This window comes from Pengzhenrongella phosphoraccumulans, assembly GCF_045689905.1.
GTDB classification, from domain to species: Bacteria; Actinomycetota; Actinomycetes; order Actinomycetales; family Cellulomonadaceae; genus Pengzhenrongella; species Pengzhenrongella phosphoraccumulans.
In genome coordinates, this window is the sequence record NZ_CP144210.1 from 3,495,000 (window position 1) to 3,512,377 (window position 17,378).

Genomic DNA, 17,378 nt, shown 5'->3' on the forward strand with positions numbered 1-17,378 from the left:
CGAAGGCCGCACGGGCGCTGCGCAGGTGCAGGGTCATCGCGGGTCCTTCCGTGAGCTGTGGTGCGGTCGGTGCAGACGGTAGCGCGTGGGCCGTCGACCTGCAACGCCGTCCACCACGGCTTTCACCCGCTCTTCGGTGACTTTGGACCCTGGTGCGGTGGTGAGAATGATCGAAAGGGTGTGCACGGCCGATACAAGTACACCGGCGGGGGAGTAATGGATGAGCACTCAAACAAACGTCGATCGGCCAGCCCCCTTCGTATTCGATCGCACCGGTGTCGAGCAGTACCTCGCATTCGGGTTCAACCCGGACGTCGATGACCCCGATCCCCTGGCGGTGCTCAGCGAGTGGTCGCGCAACCCGCGTGGCGACCTGGCCGGCATGAGCGAACGGGCCTTGGTGCGCGAGGGCACCCGGGCACTGCGGGCCGCCGTCGCGCAGTGCGTAGAGGGGACCGCCACGATCGGCGGCGACCAGGTGGTCTTCCTCAGCGGGGGCCTGGACTCGCGCACGATCCTCGGCGCGTTGCTCGAGATCTTCGACACCTCCCAGATCATCGCGGTGACGTTCGGAATGCCGGGTGAGCAGGACTTCGACGACGCGGCATGCGTGGCCAAGGCCGCCGGCGTCCGGCATGAGACGCTCCAGACGGCCGGGGTCGAGTGGACGACGCAGGGTCTCGTCGATTCGATCCTCGCCCGCCGGCTCCCGCTGCCGTTCCCGTTCGGCCAGCGGTACGTCAGCTACCTCCTGCACGAACGGCTGGGGCCCCAGAACGTGTTCTGGGACGGGTTGTGCGGTGACATCGTCAGCGGCAAGCTCTTCCGCCCGGGCTGCGAGGCCTGGGACTGGGGCACGTCCGTCGCGGACTTCCTGGCGAAGCATCTGGCCGTCGGCCGTGACCGCCTGTACTCCGCGCAGTTCGATCCCGGGACGTCCATCCAGGCCGAGCCATTTTGCTCGACCGACGATCTGGCGTGCTATTACCAGCTCATGTACGGGATTCGTCAACGGCACTATGTGAGCACCCGGGTGCTGCGGGACTATCCGACCTGCACCCCTTTCCTGGCTGGGCCGTGGTTGGACGTCATGCTCCGGATCCCGGTGCGGCACCGGCTGGGGCAGCGCCTCTACGAGGAGATTCAGAAGGCCGCCTTCCCGCGTCTGTTCGCGCTCCCCACGACGGCGCACGACGGCGGCGCGGTGCTGGAGTCTCGCCTCGCCCGCTCGGCGCGAAACCTTCGATGGCGCGTCGAGCACGAGTCGGCCCGTCGGAGCCTGACCCTCTTGGCGGGCACGTCGCACGAGCCAGGCGCGAACGCGGCGATCCGAGCCGGTCTGCGGTGCTCCGGCGGGGCTCGCGAGCTCGCCGTAGAGAACCTCACGGACCTGGCTGCGCGCGGGATCATCGACTGGGTCGACGTCGAGTCCTACATCCCCGGCATCGCCGCCGAGCAGGCCAGCGACGCCGCCCTCACCCGACTGCTCGGTTTGGAGCTCAACCTCAAAGCCGCCGAGCAGGTCGCCGCGACAACAGTTCCGGAGAGCCCGGTCGACCCGTGACGCTGCCTGCCTGGCCGTGGCGCCTCTTCTGCACGCAGGACCCGCGCGGTTGGATCCTCGATTCGCCTGAGCCTGGGGCGCGGTGGGCCGTGCTCACCGGCGTTCTCGACCGGTACGAGGACGACCCCGAGGTGGTCGCGGCGCACAGCGACCTGCTGCTCGACCCGGCCACGAGCGGCCTGGTGGATCGGATCGTCGACTGGGAGGCCGGCGAGCGCATCTCAGGGCACGAGAGCCCGAAGTTCCTGCCCAACCTGCTGCACCTGCTCGCCGACATGGGGGTTCGAGCGGGCGACTTCCATCGCGTCGACGCCGCGTGCGAGCAGATGCTGCGCCACCAGGACGACTCCGGCCGGTTCCTGTCCTACTTCCCCACCGGCAGCAGCGAGGGACCCGCGTGGGGTGTCCTGCTGTGCGACACCCATGCCGTGATCGAGGTGCTGGTCCGGTTCGGCCACGGCGACGATCCGCGGGTGCGCCGGGGTCTCGCCCGGATGGCCGCCGACCTCGCCGACACTGCGCAGGGGCCGGCCTGGCCGTGCCTGCCGGGTTCGGTGAACGAGTTCCGTGGTCCGGGACGGGTGCACGATTTCTGCCCGCAGGTCACGCTCGAGGCGCTGCGGACCTGGGGGCGCCTTCCGGAGCAGGACCGGCCTGCGGACCTGCTCGCCAGCGCCCGGGTGGCGCTGGCGGCCTGGCAGCACCGAGCGGAGCACAAGCCCTACCAGTTCGGGCACGGCCTCGCGTTCCGGACGGTCAAGTGGCCGCCGACCTGGTACCGCGCGCTCGAGCTGCTCGACACCCTCGGCCGGTTCCCCGCGCTGTGGCGGGGCCAGGACGCCCGGCAGGTCGACCGGGTCGCCCTCGCCGAGCTCCTCGCGTGCCTCGTCACCGCCAACCTGGACGACGCCGGTCGGGTCGTGCCGCGCTCGACCTATCGCGGCTTCGAGGGCTACTCGTTCGGGCAGAAGAAGGAGCCGTCCGCGTTCGCGACGGCCGTCGTGCTCGGGGTGCTGCACCGCCTCGACGACCTCGCGCCCGAGGCGCGCGCCGTCGACATCGAGGCGCTGTGGGACCACGCCGCCGGTCGCCGCGGAGGACAGTGAGTGTGTGGCGCGTCGAGCTCGGCGGCCCGGCACCAGGGGGGTGCATCGATGGGTATGTCGGGACCGCTGGCGCGACGCGGGATCGGTGCGTTCGCCGCGGTCGTCGTCGGGCTCGTCTGCCTGACCGGGAGCGCTCCGGCGATCCATCCCGGTTCCGGCCCGTCACCCGTCACGTTCGTGGCTGTCGGGGACTCCCTCACGAACGCGAACAGCGACAACTTCCCCGGTCGGGACGTGGGGGACCTGTCCTGGGTGCACTACCTGACGGGGGTCGAGTTCGTCGGTGGCTGGGCGCGCGGGGGAGCGCAGACCTCCGACATGGCGGTCAACGCTCGCCCGGCGAGCGCCGATGTGCTCGTCGTGCTTGCCGGCACGAACGACCTGGCGCACGGGTGCTCGTTCGAGGTGATCTCGCGCAACCTCGTCGAGATCACGCGCAAGGTCGGGGTCGCACGGGTCATCGTCGCGGCGCTCCCTCCCCGGGACTCGACGCCAGAGGCGATCACGGAGTTCAACCGCGAGCTGGAGGCGTTCGCCGACGGTCGGGGGTGGACGTTCGTCGACCCGATGGCCGGCCTTCGGTCGGGGGATCGGTACGCGGTCGGGATGTCCCGCGACGGGCTGCACCCCAACCGTGCGGGAGCCGAGATCCTGGGCCACGAGCTGTCCCGTGCGATTGCCGACGTCGGTGAATGAAGTCATCAAGAACGGACGGCGAAATCAGTCAGGTCAGAATCCGTTCCGTGCACGCGACAGCCGAAACTCGCCGCGACCTTTGACCTGGTTTTCGGGGCCCAGAATCTCCCTCGATCCGGGCGCGGTCGGTCAGGTCCTGGTCCTTCAGGTGGTGGTCTGAAGAGTCGAGAGCCAGAGCTTGAGCGGGCCGTAGGGGACGCGCTGCCGGTAGGGCTCGCGGCCGGCGACAGGCACGACGAGCTGCAGGCCGTAGAACGGCTGCAACCAGCTCTGGAGGAGCCCGAAGCGCCCGCCCGGCCCGCCGATGCGGGCGTTGCCGGCCAGGAGTGCGTCGACGAGTGGGAGCGTCTCGGAACGGGGAGTCTCGAAATCGACCCACTGCTCGACGGTGATCGTGTCCTGGCCATCGGCGAACAGGTGGACCTCGATGCTCGGCATGCCCCTGAACACGACGACCGCTTCGTCCCGGGGCTCGTCCAACGGGTCGTCTTCCGCCCGAGGATCGACTTCCGGCGAGGGGTCCGGCGTACGACCGTGCGCAGTACCGATGACCCCAAGTTCGCGGACGGCGGCTGTGGTCATCTGGCTGATCGGCACGATCCTCACCCTATTGCCGTGGACCGGGCATCACGGCACCGCGTGGCCGGTCGGGTTGGCTGGATGTTGACTCAGTGTTTGCCTGTTCCTTGGCCGCGGGACCGACCCCGGCCACGTGAGGAAGCGATCGTTGCGGGCGGCCACCTCCGCGCTCACCCTCGCAAAGGAGCACATCTCACGATGTCTTTCCATCCCACGCATAGCGTCGCCGGCCTGAGGGGGCTCGCCGTCGCCCTCCTCGTCGGCGCCGCCGCCCTGTCGGCCGCCCCCGCCATGGCCTCGACGAACCACGCCGAGGCCGAACGAGGCCACCGCACCCCCGCCTGTGAGCGCGAGCACCACCGGTCGTTGAATGGTGGATACCTGTGCGCCCGGGCCGGCGACCTGGTCGATGTGCGCATCGGTGACGTGCACGCCACTCAACCCTCGCTCGGCTACGACGAGGTCTACTACAAGCTCGGGCGGTACACGCTGGGCAAGGACTCGATCAACAAGAAGTTCGACGACTGGTGCGAGGCCAACGGCCAGGTCCAGGCAGCCACGGTGTCGGTCGGCGCGAAGCTCAACGACCCGACCACCTTCGCCTGCACGCTGCCGATCGGCGCGGAGACGCCCGCGAGCATCGCGTTGATGAAGACCGTCGTGATCGGTCCCCGTGGCGAGCTCTATCTGACTGACGGTCACCACACGCTGACGTCGTTCTTCGAGACCGCCGACGGCGGCCCGAACCTGCACGTGCGCCTGCGGGTGCTGGGCAATCTCAGCGAGCTCAGGACCAAGGACTTCTGGGCCCAGATGGAAGCCAACAAGTGGGTCTGGCTGCGTGACGTCGACGGCAACCGGGTCAAGGCCACGGACCTGCCCACCGGCGTCGGGCTCGCCAATTTCGAGAACGACAAGTACCGCAGCCTGCTGTACTTCGCCCGTGACATCGGCTACGCGCCCGGTTCCATCCCGTTCCAGGAGTTCTCCTGGGGCACGTGGATCCGCGTCGCCCAGCCGGTCGACCTGACCGGTTGGGACCAGAATGACGCCGCGAGCTACCTCGACGCGGTCAAGGAGGTCTCCACCGCTCAGACTGCCCTGCCTGGCAACACCGTGATCGACAGCGGGTGGACCGCGACCCAGCTCGGTGCCCTGACCCTGTGGAACAACGGCGCAGCCGAGAATGCCGGGGAGTTCGCCAAACTTTCCAAGCCCTACACCGACGCGAAGCCCGGCAAGATCGCCTACGCCCTGGCGTACAAGCTCACCCTCCCGAGCTAGGGTCGCTGAAGGCGCTGCGGACGGCCGCGGCGATGGGTCCTCCCGGTGCCGGCAGGACAAACCTCACGACCGAGACGACAGGCAAGGAGTACGCCGTGGGCCTGATCCACATCGAACTGTTCGCCACCCTCGATCTGGTCGGGCAAGCGCCCGGCGGCCCCGACGAGGACCCGGTGGGCTTCCCGTTCGGCGGCTGGCAGGCCCCGCTGCTGGACGAGGTCACCGGGGCCCAGATCGGCGCCGCCTACGAGGGGACGGACGCCCTCCTGCTCGGCCGACGGACCTACGACATCTTCGCCGCCTACTGGCCGCAGCAGGAGGGTGGCGAGGACAACGCGTTCGCCGCGCTCTTCAACCGTGTCCCCAAGTACGTCGCCTCCCGCGGGCGGCCGGACCTCTCGTGGGCCGGGTCACGGCAGCTCAGGCCTGACCTGGCCGGTGCCGTGCGTGAGGTCCGTGACCGCCACGAGCACGTCACGGTCGTCGGGAGCCTGAACCTGGTCCAGACGCTGCTTCGAGAGAAGCTCTTCGACCGCCTCGACCTGTGGGTGCACCCGGTGGTCCTTGGCGTCGGGAAGAAGGTGTTCGACGGCGGCGCGGTGCCCACGAACCTCACTCTCATCGAACCGCCGGTCGCGGGTCCGAAGGGCACGGTGTGCCTGCGGTACGGGCTCACCGACGGCACGCCCCGGACGGGGGACATGAGCGCACCTGATCGCGGCGTCGGGCACGGCGACTGAGCCCGCCGCGCAGGACGCGTGTGGATCGACAAACTGACGATCGGAGGTTGTATCCATGGCGCACATACGGCGCTTCGACCATGTCGGCATCACCGTTGCTGACCTCGACGTGGTGACGGCGTTCTTCGTCGGCCTGGGTCTGGAGGTCGAGGGCGCGCGGATGTTCATCGAGGGGGAGTTCCTGGACACGGTCATCGGCATCCCCGACTCCCGTACCGAGATAGTCATGCTGCGCCCACCCGACGGGGGAACCCTGCTGGAGCTCTCGAGCTTCGTTCGGCCGGACCACACGCCCGGGTCGCCCGCCGCGATGGCCAATGAGGTCGGGCTGCGCAACGTGGCCTTCGAGGTCGACGATCTCCAGGCGGTCGTCGACACGCTGGACGCTGACGGCTACGGGCTGGTCGGCGACATCGGCCAGTACGAGCACTCGTGGCGCATGGCCTACGTACGCGGTCCGGAAGGGATCATCGTGTCCTTGGCCGAACGGATCGGCTGACGACCGAGTGGTCACAGCTCCCAGCCCGCGGGCGACCTCGCCTGGGGCCGGGTCGCCGCACTGACCTGGTGAAACCGGCCACGCGAGGCCTGGGCATCATCCCGGGCTACTCGCGCATCATCATTGCCACGGCCTCGCGTTCGAGGTCGACGTAGTACTCGCCGCTCACGTCGACGGCGACCCGCGAGATCGTGCCGCCCGTGAACCTCCAGGGCAACTCGCCCGGGTAGTCGCGAGTGACTCCGTCCCCGCTGTCGCGCCCGACACAAAGGCCCTCCCCGGCGATCATGAACTTTCCGGGCTGGGTCCGGATGTGTCCCTCGCCGACCTTGATGTCGCCGTGCCAGAGGCTGAGACGTCCGTTCGCGACGCCGGGTGGGTCCTCGTGGTCCTTGTCGAAGGTCGCCGACAGGACGATGTTCTCGCCCACCGGAAGGTCCTGGGTGGCCACGACCGTCTGTGCTTGCATCCCGACGAAGTTGTAGACGTAGTGGAGGCGGTTGTTCTTCACGTACAGCGCGTGACCCCCAAACGATGAGCCGTGCGCGAGGAGCACGCCCTGGGCGCCTGGCGCGGGGAGGTCGACCAGCGCCCCGATGATGTACGACCGGTTGCGGATGTTGACCGCCTGGGACTCCGGGACGTCGGCGGCGTCCGGAAAGTAGACGTACCGGCTGCGTGGTGGTGAGAGGACCGGACGCGGGGTCAGCAAGATCTCCAGCGCGGAGCGGTCGTCCAGCGGGAAGGCGCCGTTCGCGCCCGCTTCCGCGAACCAGAGGTTGACCAGCTCGCGGACCTTGTCGGGGTACTGCGCGGCGAGGTTGTGCAGCTCGGACCGGTCGACGTCGGTGTGGTACAGCTCCCATTCGTCGTCGTTGAAGTGGCTCCAGCCGCTGATCGTCGGGTGGTTCGTGACCGCCTTCCACCCGTCGTGCCAGATCCCCCGGGAGCCGAGCATCGAGAAGAACTGCGTCGCGCGCGCCGTCGGCGCCGTCGCGTCGTCGAAGCTGTACCGCATGCTCACGCCGTCGAGATCGCTCTGGACGTGGCCCTTGAGCACCTCCGGTGGTTGCACCCCGAGCACGTCCAGGATCGTGGGCACGATGTCGATCGCGTGGTGGTACTGGTCGCGCAGCTCGCCTTGGGCTGCGATCCCCGCGGGCCAGGACATGATGCACGGGTCGCTCGTGCCGCCGTTGAACTCGTACCGCTTCCACATCTTGAACGGCGTGTTGAAGGCCATCGCCCAGCCGTTCGGATAGTGGTTGTACGTCCTCGGACCGCCGAGCTCGGCGAGCAGCGGGAGGTTGTCCTCGATGTGGTCGGGCAGGCCGTTCATCATCTTCATCTCGTTCACCGAGCCGTTCGGTCCGCCTTCGCCCGAGGCGCCGTTGTCGGAGACCACGACCACGAGGGTGTTCTCTCGCCAGTCGTTGTCCTCGAGGAATCCGAGCAGCCGCCCGATCTCGTGGTCGGCGTGCGAGAGGAACCCCGCGTACACCTCGGCCATCCGCGCGAACAGTGCCTTCTCCTCGCCAGACAGGGTCGCCCAGGGTCGGGTCGTGTCCATCAGGGGGAACGGCAGGCCGTCGGGTCCCGTGCGGGTCTGTGCCGTGCCGATCGGGTTGATCGACGGCAGTTCGGTGTCGGGCGGGACGATGCCCATCTGCTTCTGCCGGGCGAGCGTCTGCTCGCGCATGGCCTCGTAGCCGGCGTCGAAGCGACCGCGGTATCTCTCGATCCACTCCTTCGGGGCGTGGTGCGGCGCGTGTGCGGCGCCCGGGGCGTAGTAGAGGAAGAAGGGCTTCTCCGGTGCGATCGCCTTGGCGTCCCGGACGAACTGGATCGCCTTGTCGGTGAGGTCCTCGGTGAGGTGGTAACCCTCCTCCGGCCCCCGCGGCTGATCGACCGTGTGGTTGTCATAGACCAGGTCGGGGTACCACTGGTTGGTCTCAGCCCCGAGGAATCCGTACCAGCGCTCGAACCCGCGCCCGCTGGGCCAGTTGCGCCGCGTGGACGCGAGGTTCATCTCGTCGTCCGGGCACAGGTGCCACTTGCCGACCATGTAGGTGTTCCAGCCCCGTTCGCCGAGGATCTCGGCGAGCGTGCCGTTCTCCGGCGGGATCGTGCCGCTCGCGTTGGGGAAGCCGATCGCGGCCTCGGTGATGCACGCCATCGAGTTGCGGGTGTGATTTCGCCCTGTGAGCAGGCACGAGCGGGTCGGAGAGCACAGGGCGGTCGTGTGCCACTGCTGGTAGCGCACTCCGGCGCCCGCGACCTTGTCGATGTTCGGCGTCTCGATCGGACCGCCGTAACAACTCATCGCCGAGTAGCCGACGTCGTCCAGGACGATGTAGACGACGCTCGGCGCTCCGTCCGGGGCGCGTGGGGGTTCGAACGGGGACCAGTCCGACACGGAATCCCGGATGTCAACGTTGACCTTGCCCTGAAATTCCTTCGTCATGTCACTCTCCCGCTCGTGAGGCGTCCTCAAGTCGCGCTGCGCGTCGAGGGTCGGCTTGAGCATCGCCCGCACCTGCGAACGACCCTGGACCTGCCTCAGTCATTCCGCCCTCGCGCGGGAATCCAACTCCATGCTTCGACCCCCCTCGGCGCGGAACCTCATCCTTCCGGGGTGATCGAGCAGCGAACTACGCTGCCGGACCACGGGATCCCGTGGCGCCTCCGGGTGATTCCGCCCCCGCGTGGAACCGGTGTCAACCCGATCGCCGCCGTCGTGGCCACGCTCGTGTGCGGCACCACGGTCACAGCCTCCACCGAGCCGTTCGCCCTTAGTGGCGCCGGCTACGGGTCGACCCGCACCGTGATCGCCGTCCCGCGGCACTGTGATGATCCCGCGGTGCTCATCCAGCCCGCCGCCAACCGGACGGTCTACATCGCGTCCATCCTCGACGAAGTCGACTGACAATGAGCATGCTCGTAGGGTCGCGCTCGGGCGGGCTGCTCGGATCGTCCAGGTAGGACGAAATCGATGCCCTTCACGTCCATCGGGGATTGTCCGCTCGGACATGGTATTCAGCGGCGGTCGACCGGTTCGTCGTGCCGGCGTCGGCCATTTCCGGGCTACACGTAGCCGGGCAACCAGGCGATCTCCCAGCGGAAGCCCTCCGGGTCGGCGACGTAGCCCGAGTAGCCGCCCCACTCGCGGTCCACGGCCGCGCCGACCACCCGAGCGCCGGCCGCAACCGCAGCGGCCGTACTGCTGTCGACCGCCTCGCGGTCGGCGACGTTGATCGCGAGCGTGACGCCGTTCCAGGCACCTTCCGGGGGTAGTTCGCTGTCGGGTGCGGCCTCATCGCGCAGCAGGCCCAGCGGGTAAAGAGCGAGCCGGACGCCGCCGGCGTCGAACTGCGCGAACCCGTCGTCACCGCCGTCGCGCTCGGTCCAGCCCCACGAGCGGTAGAACGACCGTAATCTCGGCAGATCACGCGTTCCGAGGGTGACGAAGGAGATCGCTCTGACGCTGTCCACGCGCCCCAGTCTCACATGCCCGGCCCTGCCGCCGGCCTGTCCGGCAGGCCCGCGCCAGACGGCAGCGAAACCGAAAGGGATGCACGTCGCGGAGGCGGCCGAAGCGACTGCTGTTCTTCCCTGTGCCACGACGGTGCGAGCGCCGCCTGGCGCCAGGCCTCGCAGTTCTGTCGGGGACACTGGGTGCACACCGACCGTAGCTTCCAGAAGGAGTCAGCCGTGACCGAGGGAACCGTCCGCTGGTTCGACACCGACCGGGGGTTCGGTTTCATCGCCCTCGGGGATGAGGCAGAGGACCTGTACGTGCATGCGTCCGAGATCGTCAGCGACGACGCGATGAAGCTGCTCCGCCAGGGGCAGGTGGTCGAGTTCGAGATCGGCGAGGGGGACCGCGGCCCGCAGGCACGCCGCGTTCGGGTCACGGCTGACCAGGCCGCCGATACTCCGCTGGGCGTGCTCGGCACCGTCTCCTGGTACGAGCCTGCCAAGGGGTACGGCTTCATCACGCCCGACGGTGGTGGTGCCGAGATCTTCGTGCACAGCTCCGCCATCGTCGGAGGCGGCGTGATCGCGGATGGGCAGCGGGTGGCGTTCCTCGTCGTCGACGGGGAGAAGGGCCCGCAGGCTGACCATCTGCTCCCCCTGGGGGCCCAGGCCACCCAGCAGGCCGTGGCATCCGATGGGGCGGACGGCACCGTGTCCTGGTACGACGCGGAGAAGGGCTTCGGGTTCATCGCCCCCGAGTCGGGCGGCCCCGATGTCTTCGTGCACGTCCGGGCGCTGGCCGGCGGTCTCACCGAGCTGCAGGAGGGGGACCGGGTGACGTACGACATCGTCGAGAGCGAGAAGGGCCCGTCGGCGCGCGACGTGGACCTCGCGCGCAGCTCGACACCTCGAGGCGTGCCCGCGACCTCGACGACCCGCGTTCGGTCGGGACACGAGGAGGCATCCGACGTCCCGGCGCGCGGCGGCGAGGGCGTGGTCGTGCGCTACGACGCGGAGCGGGGTTTCGGCTTCATCGCCCCGGACGCGGGAGGCGTGGACCTGTTCGTGCACGTGTCGGTCATCAGAGGCGCCGAGGCGCTGCGTCAGGGCGATCGGGTCCGGTACCAGGTGCGACAGAGCGATCGAGGACCCCAGGCCGACCGCGTCGAACTGGTGTGAGCGGGACGAAGGTCCGGGCGGAGCCGGTCTGTCTCGCCCGGGTTCAGTGGAGACTCTGAACTGACGCTCCGACGGTAGCCGGGGCGTCACCTGGTGAGGAGCGCGTCGGCCCACCACGCGAGAGGCTGCGGGAGCGGCGCCATCGGCGGCCCCGTCACGATCGTGGGACCGAGCACCGGCCATGCGGTCGGATCGACCGAGGCCTGACGGGCCACGACGGCGTCCTTCGTGAGGTTGAAGACCGTCAAGTCCTGCGCGATCACGACGGGACCGTCGTACTGCGTGCGCATCTCGGCGAACGCCGGCCCGACGGTCTCGTGATCGACGGCGAAGTGCGGGTGGCAGGGCCGGGTGTCGCCGGAGACACCACGCTGCGACCGGCGTAGTCCAGTCGGTAGCCGACCGCGTCCCAGGCGTGCGCCAGCTCGAGGTGCGTACCCGAGCGTGGCTGAGTTCCGGTCAGGTCCCGCCACTGCTCGCGCGGTGACCGACGCTGCCCGCGTCGTGCGACCGGGGCCGGGACAGCGCCCGCGTGCGCACCCGCTGCTCACCGGCCGGCGCCAGCTCGGGCACCTCGCCCAGCGCGCGCCTCCGCGCGCCGTACCGCGCCGCCCAGGGGCCGGCCGTCAGACCGTGTGCCACCACCGACAGCAGGATGGTCCAGGTGGCCACCTGGACCAGGGGTGTGATCTGCACCGAACCAGGCTCCAGCTCCCCGAACACCACCAGGGTGAACACCACGGAGGCCAGCCCGCGGGGACCGAACCACCCCATGAACAACCAGGTCTCCCGGTGCAGCCCGAGCCCCAGCAACGACAACCCGACCGGAAGCATCCGCACCACGGTCAGGCTGAGCACCGCGTAGGCGATGGCCGTCCAGCTCGTCGGCCCGGTCAGCATCGGACCGACGCACACTGCACCGAACAGGGCCCAGACCAAGAACGACAGGAACAACCCGACCGTCTCGGTGAACTCGACCGGGGCGTCGAGGCGTCCCTTGGTCGCCTGCCCGAACAGCAGTCCGCCGAGGAAGGCCGCGACGAACCCGTTGCCGCCGAGGGCCACGGACCCGGTGTAGGCGAGCACCGCCAGGGCCAGCACGGCGAGCTGCTCGGACACCGCCGAGGTCCAGCCGTGGGATCTGGCCCGGCTGACCAGCCAGCCCCCGCCGAGGCCCACGACAGCCGCAGCCAGCATGGCCAGCCCGATCTCGGACAGCGCAGCGACCACCCACCCTTGCGTGCCGGACGACTCCTCGGAGATCACCATGGCCAGGAACAGGGTCACGAACGGGGTCGCGAGCCCGTCGTTCAGCCCGCTCTCGACGTTCAGGGCGCGGCGGATCCGCGCCGGGACCGCGCGGTTGGTGACCACGGCCAGGCCCAGCGCCGCGTCGGTGGGGGCCAAGATCGTCGCCACCAGTGCGGCGGCGGCCCAACCGGCGCCGGGTTCCATCAGGTACGCCAGCACCGCCCCCAGTGCCACGGTCAGCGGCAGCCCGATGAACAGCAGGCGGCTGGGCAGGCTGGCGTCGTCCTCGACGTCACGGAACCGGACGGTCGCGGCGTCCGCGAACAGGAGAAGGGCGAGCGTGATCTCCGTGATCGCCAAGCCGGTCTCGTTGCTGAGTGAGACCTCCCACAGGCCGGTCCCGCCCGAGCCGAGGATGCCGCCGGCGACCACGAACACCATCGGCGCGGTGATCGAGTGCCGGTCGAAGTACCCGGCCACCAGGGCGTAGGCGGCGAACACGACGGCCAGGATCGTGAGTCCGTTCATCCGATCGACCTCACTCCGCGACGCCGACCCCGGCCGACGCTCTGCGCCACCGGGTCGGAAGTGCCACCCCATAGTCGTAGCGGTCCAAGGCAACAACCTCATCCACCCCGAGTGAACCCAGGGGCGTGCGTCTCGATCACCCGACGATCGAACGGGGTCTGACATGGTCGCCGCGGGTCTGAAGCCCGGCGGAGATACTGGAGCGGGTGAGGAGAATCGAACTCCCGTAGCCAGTTTGGAAGTTGTGCCGACGGGTATGAAACGACCCTCGTCACAGCGCGTTTTCGCAGGTCAGACGCTTTTGAGGTTACATCGAGTGGAACCGAAATGCACCCTGGGGGACCCCCTTATGGCACGTTATGGCATGCCATAAGGAACTGACTACGTGCGTTTAGTGTCGACCGGGCTTGCCGGCACACCCCTCGACGTGGGGGATTCCGTCACGCCGACCCTGCGACGTGCCATGCCTCTCGGACGGCGCCGATCGCCTCAGCGGCGGTAACCCGCAGCCTCGTCTGGTGCCCAAGGGTCCGGCGCCACGCCGTCTCGTCCGTGGGGTTCGAGAACACCCAGCCCGCGGGCGGCCTCGCCTGGGGGCCGCAGCGAACGAACACCTCGAGCGCGGCTGCATCGATGAGCCCTCGCTCGCTCATCGCCCAGAGGTCGTACAGATCACGGGGCGCGTGCCGGTCCATCCATGCGCTGAGCTTGGCGGCGGCGAACCCTGCGGCTGTCAGCGTCCGGAGCCGCGCGGGCGGGGCGTCGCTGTAGCGCTGGTCGATGTCCCGTACCTCCGTCGGCCAGCGGTAACCGTCGCCGCTGAGGAGCTGAACCTGAACGCTCGCGGTCCCCTCGACGCCAACTGTCGCCGGTTGACTACCCGACGTCGCACTCAAAGCGGGGGCCCAGGTCGGGCGGCCGTGGCTGCGGGCCAGGCCCTGCCGAACGGCTGCCTCGATCCGCGCCGCGACGTCGGTGCGGGAAACCCGCGCGATGAGGTCGACGTCCTCACTGAGCCGGGCATCAGCCAGGTAGGTGCGCGACAGGGCGGTGCCGCCGAAGAAGACGACGTCGTCGGAGGGGACTCCCGTGGCGATCGCGCCGAGCAGGTGCGAGATCAGGTGGTCCCGACGTACCTGCTCCATGTCGACGCCGAAGCGCTCGGCGACAGCCGCCCACTCGTCGTACTGGGAGATGGTCATCGGCGCGCCGCAACTCGAGCGTAGGTGGCTCGCATCCGCTGCCGGCCGGCGATCCCGCTGAGCGTGGCCGGGTCGCAGCCCGGCCACATGGCATCGATCGCCTCCTGGGTGTCCAGGTCCTGCTCCCGGGGATCAGCGCGCGCGAGGTCGAGCACGGTCTGCTCGGGCGTCGTCACCAGCACCAGGCCGAGCTCGGTTGTCATCGCGACCGCGTCGAGCTCGGCGACCGCACGTGCCACGAATCGAATCTCGCTGTCGCGATCGGCGAGACGAAGGGGGCGGCGTCGGGTGGGGACAGCAACGTAGCCAACGCCGATCGCGCGGGGGAGGGCGCGATGCATCCGCGCAGCGGTGAGTCCGGTCAGGACGGGTACTCGGTCTCCGTACAGCGCAGTTGCAACCGCGGCAGTCGCTGCCTCGAGCGTCGGCCGCCACGTCGCCGGGTCGCTCTCCGACGGGACGGTGCAGTAGATGCCGTGGGCGAGGCGGTGCAGGAGTCCGCGGCGTTCAAGCGCACGAGCCTCCTGCCGCGGATGCGCGTAGGCGAAGGCGAGCTCGGCCGTCCGGATCGTTCGCAGCGGCGCGCGTGCGGCGTGCCTGATGACATCGATTCGAGCGTTCATAGTGCAAATAGTAAGCGCTAGAGCCTACTTTCTGCGCACTTCCAGGCTCGGCGGCAGACGGTAGAGCCGCGGTGGAGACCGAGTACGAGGACGACGACAAGGCGAACTAGGCATAGTTTCGTGTCTTCCGCGAGCGGCTGATCGCTCGATGCGTTGAACGTCCGGGTGGCGCCGCTTCCCCAGCAAGGAGCGCCCGGAGGCGAAATGAACACCACGACGAGCACGGTCATCCTGTCCGCAAGCAGCGACCCGCTGCGATTGGCGTGCGCAGGGTTTCTCGCCCGCTACGCGGGCAAGACGCTGGACAGCTACAGGATCCATCTCGAGCTGTGGTTGCGCTGGTGCGCCCAGGTCGGGGTCGACCCGCTAGCGGTGCGTCGCCCGCATGTGGAGATCTGGCTGCGTTCTCTGGAGGACCAGCACCTGGCCTCGGCCACCCGGGCGGCGAAGTTCGGCGTGGTGCATTTGTTCTACAAGTACGCGGTCATCGACGAGATCATCGACCGCGACCCGACCCAGAACGTGACCCGACCCAAGATCCACGAGGGTGAGCAGAAGCGCACCTGGCTGCCGACCCTGGACTGCGTCGCGCTGCTGGACGCGGCGGTCAAGGCCGGGCCGCGCGAGCACGTGTTCGTCGTCCTGCTCGGGCAGATGGCGTTGCGCGTGGGAGAGATGTGCGCCCTGAACGCCGACAGCGTGCGTCACAACCAGGGCTGGCGCACGGTCGTGTTCCGGGGCAAGGGCGGCGACACGTTCGAACGGGTCGTCCCGGTCCAAGCATTGCGCGACCTGGACCGACTCATCGACGGGCGCACGACCGCCCCGCTGATTCCCAACACGCGCGGGGACCGGATGGATCGCGCCGCAGCGGACCGGTTGTTGCACCGGCTCACCCGGGCCGCCGGCATTACTCGGGCGATCACCCCCCACGGGCTGCGCCGTTCGGTCGCCACGAACATGCTCGCCCAAGGCCTCCCGCTGCGCGACGTCCATCTCCAACTGCGTCACGCCGACCCCCGCATGACGATGCGGTACGACCAGGCCAAGAACAGCCTCGACCGTGCCGCAGTCCTGCCCTACGCCTCCGCCCAGTACGGAATGCTCAACGGAGACTGAACGCGCGCCCGTGGTTCGGTCGGGGCGCCCAAGTTGATCGGATATCGCTGCGCGGCGCTGACCGGATTGGCGCGGTTCATGGGGTGGCACTGCTGGCCAGTCACGCTTCCATGACGGGAGGGAGCGCGGCCAGGAGGTCGCGGGCGGTGACGTTGTCGGCGTGATGGCCGGTGGCGCCCGTGGCGCGGACGCCGTAGGCCAGCGCGAGGCCCAGGCAGACCTTGCGGCATCCGTCGTACGCGATCTGGAATGCGCCCTCGAGGTCCCCGATGCCGCGACCAGCGGCCGCGGTCAACGCATGGTTCTGGGCCTGATGGACCAGCTCGCGACAGGTGGTGGCATCGACGGGGACCTGTTCCAGGTGCCCCTCCATGACGAGCCAGCTCAAGGGGGTGTGGCGCGCGGATGTCATGGGCGGTCGATGGCTTGGCCTGTACGTCGCGCAGGAAACCGCTGTCGGCAGCGGCCCATTCGGCGGTGCTGATCGTTGTGACCTGGACGGGGAGGTGCAGGGCTTCGTCCATGCGCGCGTTCGCTCGTCGCGGATGTTGACCTCGCGCAAGGCGTTCGGCGGGCGGATCCCCGCCAGCCCGGCGAGGTCCGCGATGGACAGCTCGCGGGCGGTGTCCAGCAGGAGGGCCGAGATGAGTCAGGGGGCGTTCGAGGTTGGGGTGTGACCTGCTGCTACGGCAATCGCGTGCCGCAGTTGTGGAGGCGTGCGGATTGCACCGCGACGGGTTGTCGTCCTGTCATTCTGCGGGTTGCTGCGGCTGCGCTAGCGCCCCAGCGCGCGGAGCGCCAGGCGTGCCCGCTGAGCTGATTCCGGCGGTGAATTTGGTCGCGGGCGTGGAGACGGCTGTTGCGTCGGCGGGCAGCTCGCGCGCGATCTGGCGGCCGACGATTGCATACGCGAAGGCGATCGGCAGGATGGCGCTGCCCATGGACGTGATCTGGAGAATGGCGATCGCCAGCGGGATGCTCAGGGTGAGGAGCCAGCTCGTTGTCCGGGGCTTGAATCCCTTGCGCAGCAAGGCGATTCCCAGCATGGTCGAGCCGATCAAGGTGATGAGCGCCGCTACGGTGGTGATCACGAACGCGACGTCGAAGAACGCGTTGTATCCGGTGAACTGGGTGTAGTAGTCGCAGAAGACTCCCACCACGGCCGCCACGTATCCGGTGAGGGCCACCCGCCAGGCCCATTTCTCGAACCCGGCCGGGCGACGACGACGGTGCAGAACGAAGGCGCAGAGCGTGAGCCCCGCGAAGACGGGCAGCCAGATCTTTCCGTAGGTCAGGTACACCGTGTCGGGGTTTGCCCAGTCCAGCAGTGGGCGCAGGGCGGTTCGCGCGGGATCAGACCAGAACCGGGTCAACGGCAGGTTCAGATCCTCCTTGCCGTCAGCCGTGGCGTGACGGGACAGGGCGTGCAGCTGGCCGAGCACCAGGCCGAACCAGGCCGATACCCAGGCGAACCGTCCGATCAACCGTTCGCTGTGCGCTGAGGTGAACATGGGGTTCCCTTCTGTCATGA

19 protein-coding genes are annotated in these 17,378 nt (G+C 69.0%); 10 read left to right on the plus strand and 9 right to left on the minus strand.

All coding sequences use genetic code 11. The annotated features are described in order from the left end of the window. The first annotated feature begins 220 nt into the window (after positions 1 to 220). From VTA80_RS16150 to VTA80_RS16160, 3 genes are read left to right on the plus strand one after another with little or no spacing between them, the layout of a single operon-like run. A complete protein-coding gene (locus VTA80_RS16150; protein ID WP_407342107.1) occupies positions 221 to 1,564 on the plus strand; it encodes an asparagine synthase-related protein in 1,344 nt (447 codons plus the stop codon). Beyond that, a complete protein-coding gene (locus tag VTA80_RS16155) occupies positions 1,561 to 2,670 on the plus strand; it encodes a hypothetical protein (protein WP_407342108.1) in 1,110 nt (369 codons plus the stop codon). The genes VTA80_RS16150 and VTA80_RS16155 overlap by 4 nt, the downstream gene beginning before the upstream one ends. 48 nt (positions 2,671 to 2,718) lie before the next feature. Then, positions 2,719 to 3,366 carry an SGNH/GDSL hydrolase family protein gene (locus VTA80_RS16160; RefSeq protein WP_407342109.1) on the plus strand — a complete coding sequence of 216 codons (648 nt, stop codon included), beginning with the start codon at positions 2,719 to 2,721 and terminating at the stop codon, positions 3,364 to 3,366. 144 nt (positions 3,367 to 3,510) lie between these two features. On the opposite strand, the gene VTA80_RS16165 is transcribed toward VTA80_RS16160, so the two are convergent. Continuing rightward, positions 3,511 to 3,963, minus strand: coding sequence for a hypothetical protein (locus VTA80_RS16165; RefSeq protein ID WP_407342110.1), 453 nt, complete (start codon positions 3,961 to 3,963; stop codon positions 3,511 to 3,513). 180 nt (positions 3,964 to 4,143) lie between these two features. Here VTA80_RS16165 and VTA80_RS16170 point away from each other — a divergent pair, with 180 nt between their 5' ends. The 3 genes from VTA80_RS16170 to VTA80_RS16180 all read left to right on the plus strand — a co-directional run bounded on the left by VTA80_RS16170 (position 4,144) and on the right by VTA80_RS16180 (position 6,468). Then, positions 4,144 to 5,229, plus strand: coding sequence for a ParB/Srx family N-terminal domain-containing protein (locus VTA80_RS16170; RefSeq protein ID WP_407342111.1), 1,086 nt, complete (start codon positions 4,144 to 4,146; stop codon positions 5,227 to 5,229). Positions 5,230 to 5,324: 95 nt separating this feature from the next. Beyond that, the gene (locus tag VTA80_RS16175) at positions 5,325 to 5,969 is read left to right on the plus strand and encodes a dihydrofolate reductase family protein (protein ID WP_407345794.1); all 645 of its coding nucleotides are present in this window, start codon (positions 5,325 to 5,327) and stop codon (positions 5,967 to 5,969) included. A gap of 55 nt (positions 5,970 to 6,024) precedes the next feature. Then, complete coding sequence (locus tag VTA80_RS16180) at positions 6,025 to 6,468, plus strand: VOC family protein (RefSeq protein WP_407342112.1); 444 nt, start codon at positions 6,025 to 6,027, stop codon at positions 6,466 to 6,468. A gap of 106 nt (positions 6,469 to 6,574) precedes the next feature. On the opposite strand, the gene VTA80_RS16185 is transcribed toward VTA80_RS16180, so the two are convergent. Beyond that, positions 6,575 to 8,932, minus strand: a complete 2,358-nt coding sequence (locus VTA80_RS16185) for an arylsulfatase (protein WP_407342113.1) — start codon at positions 8,930 to 8,932, stop codon at positions 6,575 to 6,577. Between the two features lie 171 nt (positions 8,933 to 9,103). Here VTA80_RS16185 and VTA80_RS16190 point away from each other — a divergent pair, with 171 nt between their 5' ends. Beyond that, a complete protein-coding gene (locus VTA80_RS16190) occupies positions 9,104 to 9,394 on the plus strand; it encodes a hypothetical protein (protein WP_407342114.1) in 291 nt (96 codons plus the stop codon). Positions 9,395 to 9,552: 158 nt separating this feature from the next. Here the strand turns inward: VTA80_RS16190 and VTA80_RS16195 are convergent, their stop codons facing one another. Then, positions 9,553 to 9,960 carry a VOC family protein gene (locus tag VTA80_RS16195; RefSeq protein ID WP_407342115.1) on the minus strand — a complete coding sequence of 136 codons (408 nt, stop codon included), beginning with the start codon at positions 9,958 to 9,960 and terminating at the stop codon, positions 9,553 to 9,555. Positions 9,961 to 10,179: 219 nt separating this feature from the next. Between VTA80_RS16195 and VTA80_RS16200 the strand changes: the two genes are divergently transcribed. Further along, a complete protein-coding gene (locus tag VTA80_RS16200; RefSeq protein ID WP_407342116.1) occupies positions 10,180 to 11,124 on the plus strand; it encodes a cold-shock protein in 945 nt (314 codons plus the stop codon). Between the two features lie 86 nt (positions 11,125 to 11,210). Here the strand turns inward: VTA80_RS16200 and VTA80_RS16205 are convergent, their stop codons facing one another. The 4 genes from VTA80_RS16205 to VTA80_RS16220 all read right to left on the minus strand — a co-directional run bounded on the left by VTA80_RS16205 (position 11,211) and on the right by VTA80_RS16220 (position 14,728). After that, on the minus strand, positions 11,211 to 11,414 hold the full coding sequence (locus VTA80_RS16205) for a hypothetical protein (RefSeq protein WP_407342117.1): 204 nt from the start codon (positions 11,412 to 11,414) through the stop codon (positions 11,211 to 11,213). Between the two features lie 169 nt (positions 11,415 to 11,583). Next, a complete protein-coding gene (locus tag VTA80_RS16210) occupies positions 11,584 to 12,903 on the minus strand; it encodes a cation:proton antiporter (RefSeq protein ID WP_407342118.1) in 1,320 nt (439 codons plus the stop codon). A gap of 440 nt (positions 12,904 to 13,343) precedes the next feature. Continuing rightward, a complete protein-coding gene (locus VTA80_RS16215) occupies positions 13,344 to 14,105 on the minus strand; it encodes a nucleotidyl transferase AbiEii/AbiGii toxin family protein (protein WP_407342119.1) in 762 nt (253 codons plus the stop codon). Continuing rightward, the gene (locus tag VTA80_RS16220) at positions 14,102 to 14,728 is read right to left on the minus strand and encodes a type IV toxin-antitoxin system AbiEi family antitoxin (RefSeq protein WP_407342120.1); all 627 of its coding nucleotides are present in this window, start codon (positions 14,726 to 14,728) and stop codon (positions 14,102 to 14,104) included. The genes VTA80_RS16215 and VTA80_RS16220 overlap by 4 nt, the downstream gene beginning before the upstream one ends. Positions 14,729 to 14,932: 204 nt before the next feature. Between VTA80_RS16220 and VTA80_RS16225 the strand changes: the two genes are divergently transcribed. Continuing rightward, positions 14,933 to 15,847, plus strand: coding sequence for a tyrosine-type recombinase/integrase (locus VTA80_RS16225; protein ID WP_407342121.1), 915 nt, complete (start codon positions 14,933 to 14,935; stop codon positions 15,845 to 15,847). Positions 15,848 to 15,947: 100 nt separating this feature from the next. Here the strand turns inward: VTA80_RS16225 and VTA80_RS16230 are convergent, their stop codons facing one another. Beyond that, complete coding sequence (locus VTA80_RS16230; RefSeq protein WP_407342122.1) at positions 15,948 to 16,220, minus strand: hypothetical protein; 273 nt, start codon at positions 16,218 to 16,220, stop codon at positions 15,948 to 15,950. On the opposite strand from VTA80_RS16230, the gene VTA80_RS16235 reads away from it, so the two are divergent. Next, positions 16,219 to 16,524, plus strand: coding sequence for a hypothetical protein (locus tag VTA80_RS16235; protein WP_407342123.1), 306 nt, complete (start codon positions 16,219 to 16,221; stop codon positions 16,522 to 16,524). The genes VTA80_RS16230 and VTA80_RS16235 overlap by 2 nt on opposite strands. 72 nt (positions 16,525 to 16,596) lie before the next feature. On the opposite strand, the gene VTA80_RS16240 is transcribed toward VTA80_RS16235, so the two are convergent. Continuing rightward, positions 16,597 to 17,331, minus strand: coding sequence for a hypothetical protein (locus VTA80_RS16240; RefSeq protein WP_407342124.1), 735 nt, complete (start codon positions 17,329 to 17,331; stop codon positions 16,597 to 16,599). Between the last annotated feature and the right edge of the window lie 47 nt (positions 17,332 to 17,378).